This is a genomic window from Nostoc sp., from assembly GCF_036917355.1.
Classification (GTDB): Bacteria; Cyanobacteriota; Cyanobacteriia; order Cyanobacteriales; family Nostocaceae; genus Nostoc.
This window is the reverse complement of record NZ_JBALDP010000061.1, coordinates 268,146-281,987: the sequence shown is the minus strand read 5'-3', so window position 1 is coordinate 281,987 and position 13,842 is coordinate 268,146. Positions and strand designations below refer to the sequence as shown.

At 40.6% G+C, this 13,842-nt stretch carries 9 protein-coding genes; 6 read left to right on the top strand and 3 right to left on the bottom strand.

Features of this window, described 5'->3' with window-relative positions; translation table 11 throughout:
- The first annotated feature begins 460 nt into the window (after positions 1-460).
- On the top strand, positions 461-697 hold the full coding sequence (locus V7K53_RS18345) for a hypothetical protein (RefSeq protein ID WP_335198896.1): 237 nt from the start codon (positions 461-463) through the stop codon (positions 695-697).
- Positions 698-839: 142 nt separating this feature from the next.
- On the opposite strand, the gene nadB is transcribed toward V7K53_RS18345, so the two are convergent.
- The 3 genes from nadB to V7K53_RS18330 all read right to left on the bottom strand — a co-directional run bounded on the left by nadB (position 840) and on the right by V7K53_RS18330 (position 4,442).
- Positions 840-2,516, bottom strand: a complete 1,677-nt coding sequence (nadB, locus tag V7K53_RS18340) for an L-aspartate oxidase (RefSeq protein WP_335198895.1) — start codon at positions 2,514-2,516, stop codon at positions 840-842.
- Between the two features lie 149 nt (positions 2,517-2,665).
- On the bottom strand, positions 2,666-3,094 hold the full coding sequence (gene psbU, locus V7K53_RS18335; protein WP_292715556.1) for a photosystem II complex extrinsic protein PsbU: 429 nt from the start codon (positions 3,092-3,094) through the stop codon (positions 2,666-2,668).
- 568 nt (positions 3,095-3,662) lie between these two features.
- Positions 3,663-4,442: a DUF3120 domain-containing protein gene (locus tag V7K53_RS18330; protein WP_335198894.1), complete on the bottom strand. Its 780-nt coding sequence runs from the start codon at positions 4,440-4,442 to the stop codon at positions 3,663-3,665.
- Positions 4,443-4,879: 437 nt separating this feature from the next.
- Here V7K53_RS18330 and V7K53_RS18325 point away from each other — a divergent pair, with 437 nt between their 5' ends.
- The 5 genes from V7K53_RS18325 to V7K53_RS18305 all read left to right on the top strand — a co-directional run bounded on the left by V7K53_RS18325 (position 4,880) and on the right by V7K53_RS18305 (position 13,832).
- On the top strand, positions 4,880-5,704 hold the full coding sequence (locus tag V7K53_RS18325; RefSeq protein WP_335198893.1) for an undecaprenyl-diphosphate phosphatase: 825 nt from the start codon (positions 4,880-4,882) through the stop codon (positions 5,702-5,704).
- Between the two features lie 295 nt (positions 5,705-5,999).
- On the top strand, positions 6,000-7,325 hold the full coding sequence (locus V7K53_RS18320) for a TIGR03279 family radical SAM protein (RefSeq protein ID WP_335198892.1): 1,326 nt from the start codon (positions 6,000-6,002) through the stop codon (positions 7,323-7,325).
- 969 nt (positions 7,326-8,294) lie between these two features.
- Complete coding sequence (locus tag V7K53_RS18315; protein WP_335198942.1) at positions 8,295-11,159, top strand: family 10 glycosylhydrolase; 2,865 nt, start codon at positions 8,295-8,297, stop codon at positions 11,157-11,159.
- A 462-nt stretch (positions 11,160-11,621) separates the two neighbouring features.
- Entirely contained in the window at positions 11,622-12,542 is a 921-nt protein-coding gene (locus V7K53_RS18310; protein ID WP_335198891.1) for a hypothetical protein, read from the top strand.
- Positions 12,543-12,620: 78 nt separating this feature from the next.
- A complete protein-coding gene (locus V7K53_RS18305; protein ID WP_335198890.1) occupies positions 12,621-13,832 on the top strand; it encodes an EAL domain-containing response regulator in 1,212 nt (403 codons plus the stop codon).
- Positions 13,833-13,842: the final 10 nt, after the last annotated feature.

Below are 13,842 nucleotides of genomic sequence, written 5' to 3'. Positions count from 1 at the left end.
GCTTATTACGCTGTTTGATAGTTTTAAAAATCCTTATAACACGATAAATATGTTGTTTTATCTTTACACATCTTTACTCTATTAAGTCTAAACTATACAATCAAATAAGTATTATTTCACGTTTTTCTAAACTACTGATTCAGAGAACATAGTATTTATACTTAAAAGTATTAAGATATTATTAATAAATAGTGAATTAAGCAAAATGCTCACAGTAAATCATTGACATATCTAACCTGAGACTGATGTAAAAACCGCTTATTAAGAATACCACTTAAGTATAAAGACTCTTTTATATCGGCAGATTAAGGTTAATCGACAAGCGAATACCACAATGATTTGTACGCTACCAGCAATAATTTCATAAAGTTAAAATACTTTTTTCAAAAAGTACAGTAAATATACGGTAGTAAATAAAAAATACGTTTTGGAATAAAAATTAGTAAATTTACTGAAAGACATGAAGACTAACTTCCGAATCACAAAGTTTATGATATTCTGCATAGGTGCTTATATACTGATCCCAAAAATTGCTGCTTGCACAGGTATATTGAGTACTGCAAGTGCTAATTCTTTTGGCCCTACTATCAGTGATACCTTAATCGCCCGCAAGGTCAATTCTCAAAATTTACAAGACATATACATTCCACCAAATTATGGTGGCCCCGACAGTCATAATGGTAGCGGCACCCGCTAATGGCAATTTTAGATTTTAGATTGTGGTAGAGCAGCGCGATGAGTTAACACCGTCTTGGACACCACATCTTTTACTTGGCGGCTCATTGCAAGATGTTGTGCTTAGGGTTGCGAAAACCGTCAGGCTCTTTAAGATAGTTGATTCAAGACAATAGTGGAGATTTCCACCAATGATTTGTTTGTATAAGTGTGTGGACTTGCCAATTTGAGTCTGGTTGAGGATAATCTAAACGGAAGTGTCCGCCTCGACTTTCGGTTCTAAAAGCAGCACTTTTGAGAATTAAATCAGCTACATCTAATAAATTGCGGGTTTCTGCCCAAAGTCCCAATTGCCGTTCAACATCTGGTAGGTCAAAACTAGCGGGTTCTGCTGGACGTAAAGCAAGCAAGAATTGAGTTAAAGGCAAGGCAGCGAAATCTTGCTGCCAAGATTCAATAGTAGCGATCGCAGTTTCCAGCCTTGATTGCTCCCGACAAATACCAGCACTTTCCCACACTAGACGCGGTAACTTCTCCCTAAGTGTTTCTAGCTGTGCTTGTTGGATGTGCCACTCACTAGCATCAGGACTAAATTTCTGTAACGGCAGCACTGGTATTTCTGAGGGCAGCCCAATATTTTCTAACTTAATATTAGCCATCTGGGCCCCAAAGACAATACATTCCAATAGGGAATTACTGGCAAGGCGATTTGCCCCATGCACACCAGTACTAGCGGTTTCACCCACTGCGTATAAACCGGGGATATTCGTGCGATTCATTAGATCGGCAACAATTCCACCCATCCAGTAATGGGCAGCTGGCGCTACAGGAATTGGTTCGTGGAAGACATCAACACCCCAATGCTGACAAACTTTGATGATGTTGGGAAAGCGGTGACGAATCTTGTCAGCGGGGATGGGGCGCATATCCAACCAGACATGAGCAGTAGCTAAATCAATAGCGGTACGTTGTAAATGACTGAAAATTGCTCTACTGACAACATCTCTAGGCGCAAGTTCACCCGCAGGGTGGTAGTCAAAAGCAAAACGCCGCCCTTCATTATCGATGAGATGTGCCCCTTCGCCGCGTACAGCTTCGCTGATCAAGAAGCGATCGGCACCAGGTTTAGTGAGGGCGGTGGGGTGAAATTGGACAAATTCTAAATCGCGGAGGATAGCCCCAGCCCTAGCTGCAATCGCTACTCCATCACCTGTACTCACAGCCGGGTTAGTGGTTTGGGCAAATACCTGACCGCCACCGCCGGTTGCTAGTACCACAGCACCAGCTCTTATCCAGGTGATTTTACCTTGATAAAACAGGCTAATTCCCTGACAGCAATCAGTTTCGGGTTCAATCCACAAACTCAAAGCCAAAGCTTGCTGAATGACTTGAATATTTTGGCGACGTAATACTTGGGCGGTGAGGGTGGTAGTAACTTCCCTGCCTGTAGTGTCAGCAGCATGGAGAACACGGCGGCGAGAATGGGCGGCTTCCAAAGTTAAAGCTAAAGCTTGACCATGACGGTCAAAAGCTACCCCCAAGTTAACTAGAGATTGAATACAGCTAGGGGCATGTTGGGCGAGAAATTCGACAGCAGTGCGATCGCATAAACCGGCACCCGCCTGGATCGTATCTTCAATGTGTAGCGTGGGAGAATCTTCTGGGGCGATCGCTGCGGCAATGCCACCTTGTGCCCAATCACTGGCGGATAAAGCAACGGTTTCTTTGGTAATTAAACCGACTCGCAAGGATTCTGGCAAACACAGAGCTGTGTATAGTCCAGCGGCACCAGCGCCGACTACTAAGACATCAAATTGGCTGGGAATATCTATCTGAGACAAGGTAATGGGTAGGGGGAAGTGAGGAGTTAGAAGTTAGGAGTTAGGAGTTTTGAATTTTTAACTCATAACTCCTAACTCCTAACTCATATCATCTCCCACTCCCTAGAATCAGGAGTGGGCTGCTATTTGCTACATTAACTGCAATTCAGTTATCTGTAGATACCGTTGTTAAAGCGATCGTCTCCTTCATTGAAGGCAGGCTCTAATTCCGTCACGGTGAATTTATCGAGGTTGGCTTGCAGGGTTTGTTTTTGGCGATCGCTCAATCCTGGAAGATCCAATACATCTTCTACCTTTTGGTAGGGAGCATTGGTGATGATTTTCTTAGCCAGGGTGGGATAAAGCCCTGGAAACTGTTGAAAAGCTCGGACGTTGGTATTATTCAAATCAATTTTTTTACCAAATTCCGTTCCTAGTTTAGCGTCTGCCCGATTCTGCCGCTCAATTGCCAGAACTGGGACTTGGGGAAAAGCAAAACTGTTGAAACTAGCAGCTTGGGCTATCTGAGTTGTTCCCAACCATCCCCAGCAACTAAGTAACAAGCTAAACACTGTTAATAAACGCGCCAATCCTTTCACGATTTTTCTACCTCTTTCCATCAAACAGAAATAAAAGTTTTAAGCTAACAACAGTTATTAGTCATTAGTCATTAGTCATTAGTTATACCCTGCGGGAAGCCGTTAATGCCTCTACGTGAGAGCGCCAAGGACGAAGGACAATTGACTTAGGACAAAAGCTGATAGCTTAGTCAACACAGCAGTCATCAGAAACTAATATACAGCGTATTAATATCCACAATATTTACCGTTACTGGGTTTGACTATACTTTTGCCAAAAATTTTCATCGTGGAAAGAGTGCCTGCATAGCTGCGATAGCGTTGCATCGACGATCCCGGTAGCATTCCCAGCGAGATGAAATCTTTTCGGGGTGCCTGATTCTACCTCCCAAGCAGACACCAAACTGTATGATTTCTAAGACCGAAAATCTGAACAAAAAAGACTTGAAACTGATGGATTTTATGTAATATTTCTTAACTAATTAATCTTTTACAGCATCATTTTTGATGTGTCGTAGATTGGGATGGGAAAAGTTTCAGTAAGAGAAGCCTACACGCTCATTGCAACATATAGTGTCTCCTACCTTTTTTACGCTGCGATCGCAGCTAACAAAAATAGGCTGTCTACCAAAATTGTGCTTAAAACTGCGCCACCAAAGGCATACCAGTGTCTTTGATTTCGACCTAAAGCTGAAATCCCTACTGTTAGTAGCACTGCGGCGAAAAGTATCGCCCAAGTTTGCCCCCAAGGTGCTTGTACTTGTATGAGAGCATTTTGTAAGATTTGCGGTACTAAATCTGCATCTACTCTCATGATTTGCCGCCAATAGGGCATCAAATCTACTATATAAAAATATACATCTGTTAAAACTGTACCGAGTAAAGAACCTAAATAAAACCAGTTACCTACCTTGCCCCAATTCTTCGCCAGACACCAGCAAGCAAACGGTAAACCGATAAATTCCACAGGCAGATGCCATAAAGGTTCCCAACGTAACCAACCCCAGTAAATCGCTCCTGCTAACCAACTCCAGCTAAACCCCAAGAGTAAATCTCCCCAGACGTAAGTTGCAGGACGTGACATTAAGGCAAAACTGAGCCACACCCAAAATCCTGTCAGCGCTAAACTCAGAGTTGGTAGCGATCGCACGATAGGCGCTTCTATAAATACTGGCACTGTTACCAAAAACACCGCTGCTGCAAACACTAACCAAGTTTGTCGGGCAGAAGTAGATAAGGGTAAAGAGGGAGAAAGGGAAAGTGTAGATTCCAATTGCTTGATACCCTTCAGCCCAGTATCAGCTAAATCCAACTCAGTATCAATAGAAGGGGTAGAAGCGCTGTAGGAAGACAGTGTATTATTAATCAAAGTTTTTAATATTTGTTACTAAACTTTATTTTATTTAAGATATCACATTTTCAAATCCCCCCCTGGGGCATTGTAATTATACTGAAATTTCCACTAGCGCTGGTGCAAACCAAAGAAAACATTCTGCGTCAGACGAATCGATTAAAGTTCCACTATGTACATAACTCCTCTGTAGTTACCTGTAACTGAGGGACTACAGAGATGTGAAAAGTCAGCTGCTATGAGTCTGCTAAATATTAAAATTTGATGAATTTCTCAAATTGCGTTGACTTATTGAGGTGGGTGTAAGAACATAGTCAGCGTCTTCGATGATGTTTTCCATCGGTAAAATTGAGTTTTCTACAAGATTGGGTGCAATAGAGAGTATATAAAGCAACATCATCAGCTAAAAAATGTTCATCACGATCTCTATAACACGAAAAAGGTATTAATTGTATATGGAGTTTATTCAAGCTTTTATTTTAGGTATTGTTCAAGGTATTACAGAGTTTTTGCCAATCAGCAGTACTGCACATCTTCTGATTTTTACCAAGCTATTTGGTTGGAAAGAACTAGGTTCTAAAGATTTTGTTGATGCAATTCAATTTGGCAGTGTTATCGCAATTGTGGGGTATTTTTGGTCGCTGATTTATAGTATTACCAAAGGTGGAATTGAAGCATTAAAAGCCAAAGACTGGGAACGCGAAGAATGGAAGATTCTTGTCGGTATTGTAGTCGGAACACTGCCGGCTTTAATTTTCGGCTTCCTTTTGAAAGATATTTTACCTGAGAGTGCATTAATTATTGGCATTATGTCAATTATTATGGCACTTATACTAGGTCTAGCAGAAAAAATTGGCACTCGTAAGCGCGGTTTTGAGTCATTGCAAATTCGAGATGGTATTTTGGTTGGATTGGGACAAACACTTGCTTTGATTCCGGGTGTTTCTCGTTCTGGTTCGACGTTAACGACTGCCTTATTTTTAGGATTAGAACGCGCTACAGCAGCGAAATTCTCATTTTTGTTAGGGTTTCCAACTCTTACCATTGCGACGCTGTATAAAAGCTTGAAAATATTCAAGTTGTTTCAAGAACACCAGTTGCCAGATAACATTGTTGGACTGTTAATTGTAGGAATTATTTCAACCTTTATTTTTTCTTACCTATCAATTGCATTTTTGATCAAATACTTAGCAACCAAAAATACTTTGATTTTCGTATGGTATAGATTAGCATTTGGTAGTGCGATCTTACTAGCGATCGCAGCAGGTTGGAAAGGATAATAGTCATTAGTCATTTGTCCTTTGTCCAAAGCAAATGACTATAGCGACCGCTCGTTTGTATGCAATACAATCTAACTTTGTATGCAATACAATCTAACCTTACTCTAAGCCTCTCTCCTAAAAGGAGAGAGGCTTTGAATTTTACTCCCCAACACTAGTAGGGAAAGGGCTGGGGGTTAGGTCTGTATTAGACTCAACTGAGAAACGCTATAATGCCCACTTGCCCTGAGCGACTCGTGCCGAGTGAAGCCGAGGTAAGCCGAAGGGATGCCCAATTCCCAATCCCCAATTCCCCATGACTACCATTCATCCTGCCCGAATTACCAAGGTGCTTCCAGACTCAATAGCCGCAGAGATTGGTTTTGAAGCTGGGGATGCGATCGTTGCAATCAACGGTACACGTCCCCGCGATTTAATTGATTATCAGTTTTTGTGTGCTGATGAAGTCTTGGAATTAGAAGTTTTAGACGCTACTGGTAAAACTCATAGCCTGGAAATCGAAAAAGATTACGACCAAGACTTAGGGCTAGAATTTGAAACTGCCCTATTTGATAGCTTAATTCAGTGTAATAACCGCTGTCCTTTTTGCTTTATCGACCAACAGCCACCAGGTAAGCGCACCAGCTTGTACTTTAAAGACGACGATTACCGCTTAAGCTTTTTGTACGGCTCTTATCTTACCCTGACCAATTTGCCAGAAAAAGAATGGCAGCGGATTGAACAAATGCGCTTGTCTCCCTTGTATGTTTCTGTTCATGCCACGGAGCCGGAAGTTAGAACTAGACTCTTGAAAAATCCCCGTGCAGGACAAATCTTACAACAACTCAAGTGGTTTCAAAAAAGACGGCTACAAATTCATGCTCAAGTAGTTGTTTGTCCAGGTATAAATGATGGCGAACACCTAGAGCAAACCCTAAAAGATTTAGCATCCTTTCATACTGGTGAAGTGCCTACGGTGGCATCGGTGGCAGTTGTGCCAGTTGGGTTGACAAGGTTTCGTCCTCCAGAAGACGAACTCATACCCGTAACCAGAGAAAAAGCGAAAGAAGTGATTTCTCAAGTGCGAATACTCTCGCAGCAATTTCGCCAAAAGTTTTCCTCTAGCGTCGCTTGGTTAGCTGATGAGTGGTTTTTGATTGCTGGTGAAGAATTACCGAGCGAATCTGAATATGAAGAGTATCCCCAAATTGATAATGGTGTTGGTTCAATCCAGTTGTTTATCAAGCAATTTGCAGCCGCTGCAACAGAATTACTACCGCCAAAAGTTTATCCTCAGAGGACATTAACTTGGGTAGTAGGCAACGCAGTAGAAAACGCCTTTGAACCTATCTTGAAACGGTTAAATTTTGTTGAAGGATTAAAAGTAAATATGCGTGCTTTATGTAGTGATTATTGGGGACAGAGTATCACTGTTACGGGATTACTAACGGGTCATGATTTGCTGTTGAACTTACAAGGGCAAGATTTGGGAGACGGAATTTTACTGCCAAATGTAATGCTCAAACATGGTGAATTGGTATTTTTAGATGATATGAGTATTGAAGAATTAGCCTGCAAACTGGAGACAAAAATCTTACCAGTAGGAGGAGTTGAAGATTTAATCAATACTTGTATTCTTTAAGCTGTTTTTGTTATCTCTTTAGTCTATAGTAGTTCCCAGGTGGATGAAGTACATATCAAAACCTCACCCCCGACCCCTATTCTTGTCAAGAAAATACTTTGGGGGTGGGGTTATCTGTTATAAACGTTTTTTGAATCAGTATAATTTTAAGCATTTCAACTCAAACTAATTTTTTTGTATCCAAATATCTGGATGTTAAATACAAAATTGATCAGCTTTAATTAAATATAAACATATTGCTTTACATTTAATAAATTTTGGTGATTCTAATTGCGACTGTTGAAAATATTGTCTTATTCTATCTAAAACTTTCTAGAAAAGCTTGTGATAAATTATTGTTAGTTTAACTCTGGCGATCGTCAAGAGTACTAATTAAACTTATTGCACAAATACTAAATCTGTCTTCATCCGCCAACCCGTTCTCACAATTTTGGGAGAAGGGGAGCCGAGCCAATTTCAAAGTCCCTCTCCCAAGCTTGGGAGAGGGATTTAGGGTGAGAGCTTTAAGATGTACTAGTATTACTTTTTTAACTCACAAAAATCCTGAAAAACAGATAATTAGAATAAGAGTGGCATTTTTTATTTTAGGTTTAAGTGAAAACTCTCTGCAATTGCCCAAAAGCCTATTGGAATTGGTAAACACAAAATTTTCTAAAAAGCTAGTCACCAATGGAATGAAATTCACAATGTAATAGCTAACAATTTCTATAGAATCGTCTGGGCAAGTTGAGTATCCATCTTGGCATTTTTTACTGCTTTTGATAGGCTAGATTGATGAAGGTCATTCACTAAGTACTTCTACGAAAAGCTTATAGGAATTGTATTTGATTTTTGAAAAGTCAAAGGTTAGCTTGCTTAATCCGAGTGAGAATCTCAGTAAACTTACTAGGAATCAAGCTAAGGTCCTATATTATGTACTAATGAATTAAGACTAATAACTAAATTAATTAATAATGAAGTGAGGAGTCACTGGTGAATTATCAGGAAAACCAAAAAGATATAAGTTTAAAAATTAAAAAAGCTAGAAAATTATTTATTTTAAGTTGTGAAATTGTAGTTTTAAATTTTTTGGGTATTTTGCCAGTAACGGCGGCGACTGAAGAACCCGTATTGAGCGTAGTTTATGGCCAAGAAAATGCAAATCAATGGAGAGGGATAAGCGATCGCTTACAGACAATAGGGGTGAAATATTGTGTAATTTCCCTAAATGATGTCAAGAGTGGGGCAGATTGGGGCGATCGCCGGGTATTATTTTTGCCAAACGTCGAGACATTAACACCAACTCAAGCGATCGCTCTAGAAGACTGGATGAGTAAGGGAGGGCGTTTGATTGCTAGTGGGCCTGTCGGTAGTCTGTCATCGCCAGGAGTACGGCAGTTATTGCGATCGCTCTTGGGAGGTTATTGGGGATTCAGCCTTAGTGACACAGAACAGATTCAAGCTGCAAAAACCAAGATCCCAGAATGGACAAACCAAACTGGACTCTTTGGTAAAGTGCGCGGCGGCGTTGTGATTCCTAATGATATGGGCAGTGAATCTCCTGCTGTTTGGAATTCCAAAGATAATCCAGCCGCAGTCGTGACAACTGAGCGTTCCACCTTTTTAGGCTGGCGCTGGGGAACAGATACAGCCTCAGCAGCCGAGTTGGATAATGCCTGGTTAAAAACTACTATCAATCACTATTTGACAGCACTAGCGCCATCAAATCGCACCAAAAAAATAGCAGGAGGTTCCCAAAGCTGCTCCACGACTGTGGCGGCTGCGCCAATGGGGCAGGGGGGCAGCACTTCTCTACGAGAGGCTTCTCTTTCAGAGACGCTAACGCGAACGCCAACGGCTACGCTCAGTGACCGAGGAGCAGGGGGGCAGAGGGGCGGTTCATCTCTCTCATCTTCTCCTAAAACTGCCACTGCTCCCATACTTAGATCGCTGCCTATGGTCAAACCCCCAAGTTCTCAGGAGGCTATTGACCAATTAGAACAAGCAGTGCGTTTGGATGTTGCACCCAACTCCAATGAGCCGATTGATAACAGGCAAGCGATCGCTCTCCAGCAAGAGCTAGAAAATCTGATTGGTCGGGTGGAAAGTGCTCATTTAGCGGTGTTAGCTGATGCGGCTAATGTTGGCGAAACAATATCTGAGGGTGAGGGGAAACAGTTTTCTAGGCATTTGAACACCCCCCAATCTGTCAAAGAACAGCCAACACAATTGGCCTCAACCAAACTGGGGGCGCTAACCATAAGTAAAGACCAAGCATTAGCACAAGCAAGGCTAATTGCCAAAAATTTACCCCAGTTGATTGCTCAAAAAAACTACGCTTTGGCTCGTCAGCAGTGGCTGCTCGCTAAAACGACTTTGTGGCAGCAATTTCCTGTCGATCGAAAACTAGCTCAACCAGAAATTCGCGCAGTTTGGTTAGATCGGGGAACGATTGTTCGCGCTGGTAGTAAGACGGGACTGGCACAGATTTTCGATCGCCTCGCCCAAGCTGGGATTAATACCGTCTTTTTTGAAACTGTTAACGCTGGCTATACAATTTATCCGAGCCAAGTCGCAAAAGAGCAAAACCCATTAATTCGTGGATGGAACCCACTGGAAGAAGCGGTGAAACTAGCCCATGAGCGAGACATGGAATTGCACGCTTGGGTGTGGACTTTTGCTGCTGGCAATCAACGTCATAATGAAATTCTCAACCTTAATCCTAATTATCCAGGGCCAGTACTGGCGGCTCATCCCGATTGGGCAAACTACGATAATCTGGGCAACATGATTCCCGTTGGTCAGAGCAAGCCATTCTTCGATCCAGCCAACCCCGAAGTGCGGCAATACTTGCTCAAGCTGTATGAGGAAATTGTCACTAAATATAAGGTGGATGGTCTACAGCTAGACTACATTCGCTATCCTTTCCAAGACCCATCAGCAGGTCGAACTTATGGCTATGGGAAAGCTGCAAGAGCGCAATTTCAAAAACTTACTGGTGTAGATCCAGTGAATATTTCTCCTAGCCAAGCAGACTTGTGGCAAAAATGGACAAAATTTCGCACCGAGCAAGTTGATAGCTTTGTCGCCCAAGTATCACAGCAGTTGCGACAAAAGCAACCAAATTTGATTTTGTCGGTTGCAGTATTTCCTTTGCCAGAACAAGAGCGGATTCAAAAAATTCAACAAAATTGGGAAACTTGGGCAAGGCGGGGAGATGTAGATTTAATTGTTCCCATGACTTATGCTCTCGATACTTCTCGGTTTCAACGACTGGCCCAACCCTGGATTGCCTCTAAACAATTGGGGGCTACCTTGTTGGTGCCGGGAATTCGCTTACTTTCTTTGCCAACAATCGGGGCATTCGATCAACTCCAGTTGGTAAGGGACTTGCCAGTTAGTGGTTATGCACTATTTGCAGCAGAAAATTTTAGCAACGATCTCCAAAAACTCTTTAGTAACACCCAAGGTAGAATTCAATCTACAACAAGTGAACCGATTCCTCACCGCCAGCCTTTTCAAACTGCCGCCATCCGTTACACCGCGCTACAACGGGAATGGAAATTTGTTTTCCAAAATGACCAACAACAAAGGTCTTCTCAGAAACTTTCAGATTTTAACAACCAGGCAGAAGTTTTACGCAGCGCTTTAAATCAGCTTGCCGCTTCCCCTTCTGCTAGTAAGTTAGTCGTTGCGAAAGCCTCTCTAACTCGGTTCCAGTCTCAATTCCGGGTATTGATGAGCCAAGAAATTAAGTCGAATTCCTATCAAGTCAAAGTTTGGGAAAATCGACTCGTAACTATAGAAAGGCTATTACGTTATGGCGAACGGCGGGTGCAGTTGCGTCCTTGGTAAAGAGGCAGAGGCGGGGAGCAGGGGAAACAAGGTGACTTGAGTGAAAAACTTGCAACAAGTCTTTCCGCTTTTCCTCTTCCCCATACCCAATGCTCAATACCCAACTAGCTGGATATAAGCTAGTTGGTAATTCTTAACACATTTTTTGTAGTGTTTGTATCCCAAATATTACTACTTGTTTAGTGTCAAAATATTGGAAAATACTTAGATAAGCAGCTTTAGATAACTATTATTTGATGATAGCTATCGTGAAAATCTATGCAAGCTTTACCTCAGCCGATCGGGCTACAAAGCTTAGAGTTAAGAATTGACTGTTTGCTCCTGATGGTTGTGTTAAAAACATCACTATTAGAGTAGATGCTATTTCTACAAAGGGCTACGCTTACGCACTGATGTAGCACGGGGTAAAAGTATCTTGTTTTTTCATCTTCGCAGGTAGTAAGGTACTTCACCAAGCATGATATGGTACTGTTTGTAGCTTCTGGAACTAGCTTGAAAACAGCCAATACTTTTGAAGTTATGCATACCTTAATCATGACATTGAATATGTCAGAATTTTCGGAAATAGTCTCAGTGCTATCACGGTTGTGCAAGCAGCAGTTAGAACTACTTTTAGTTGTAGATAAGCCAAGTGATATTACTGACAATATTACTCCTGAAAGTATCTGTATCTGTCAAGCACTTGCACAAAAAACAGAGAAAACTAGAGGGAATGCTAGTATTTGTTCCTTTGAGGTAGAACATCAGATTTTCATTGAGAGACAATTACTCAAGTCCCAATGGTTACTAGCACGCGCTATAGTACGTAAAGCTACGACAGGCAAATACACGCACTTCATTGAAGTTTATGAGGAAGATTTGGACTTGTACCGTAAGTCTAATAGGATCATGCAGACCAATACGCCCAAATATCACATAATCATGACTGAAATGTTGAATGATGTGTTGATTATCGGCCAGTTAGAAGTAGGAAAATTAGAGTGTAGAGCAACATCCTTCAATTTAGTTGAACATAGCCAACAATTGCCAGAACAAATACAGATTAATCTGGGCTATCGGCGCTTGATTTTTTTCATCAGTCAATATAAATTTGTAATCTGTTACATCAATGAAAAACTGTTGGCACACATTTTGACTAACTTTTTTTCAAATGTTATTAAATATTTCTCATTTGATGGCATTTTCGAGTTTAATTTATTTAGTCAAGATAGACAAACTGTATTTGAAATTAAATATTTGCAGATTGGTATTTTCCAAGAATATATAGTGTATCTGATTGAATCATTTTATCACACTATAAATGGTGTTAATTTACTAGGTAATGCATTAGAAATGGCATTTTTAAAAAAGTGTATATATACTACAAAATTAGAATATTTTTGAGGGCAAGTATAATGAAATTTGTAATAAATATTGCTGGATGTTGCCATTAAATAATAAAATCTAAATATGAGGTAATTTATGCCAAAAATCTTAATAATAGAAGATGAAGAAGCAGTCCGTGAAAACATTTTAGATTTGCTAGAAGCTGAGGACTTTGAAACTATTGCTGCAGCTAATGGCAGAATCGGAGTACATTTGGCTATCTCCGAAGCTCCTGATTTAATTCTTTGTGATATGATGATGCCAGAAATTGACGGTTATGGCGTGCTAACAGCATTACGTCAAGATCCATCAACAGCAACAATTCCCTTCATATTTCTCACTGCCAAATCTGCCAAATCTGACTTTCGTCAAGGTATGGATATGGGTGCAGATGACTATATAACTAAGCCATTCACTCGATCTGAGTTATTAAGTGCCATCATGAACAGGTTGGAAAAATACGCTACTTTAAAAAGGTATTTATCTCCTCAGACTGTCATTAATAACTTGTCTCCAAAAATGCAATTGTTAGAAATTAGTTTACATCGAACTATAAAACAAAATAATTTTCAAGAATTTGAAGTTTATTATCAACCAATAGTCGATATTGCATCGGGAAAAATAGTAGGTGCTGAAAGTTTATTGCGCTGGCAAAGTCCAGAATTAGGGATGATTTATCCAACAGAATTTATTCCGTTAGCAGAGTCTACAGGTTTAATTGTTCCGATTGGGAAATGGGTATTAAAAAGGGTATGCCAACAAATCAAAAGCTGGCGTGATGCTGGAATTAGTTCCTTGATTGTTGCTGTAAATCTGTCAGTAATTGAATTTAACCAGCCAGATTTTATTCATAATGTAGTTAATTTTATATCCGTGAATAATCTAGAACCACATGACCTAGAACTAGAACTCACTGAAAGTATGATTATGCAAGATGTCAATAGTGCGATCGCTACTATGAGTAAATTGCAATCTTTGGGTGTAAAAATCGCGATCGATGATTTTGGTACGGGTTATTCTTCTTTGATTTATCTGAAAAACTTACCAATTAATACATTAAAAATAGACCGTTATTTTATCCATAATGTTGCTAACGATTCGCAAAAGTCAGCCATCGCTAAGGCATTAATTCAGATGGCTCATAATCTCAATCTAGATGTAGTGGCTGAAGGTGTAGAGACAGAAGCAGAACTAGGTTTTTTACGCCAACACAACTGTAATTCTATGCAAGGTTTTCTATTTAGTCGTCCCTTACCAGCAGCAGAATTTGAAAATTTTTTGTTCACTAACAAATGTTTGTATGTGTAAATATTGAGCA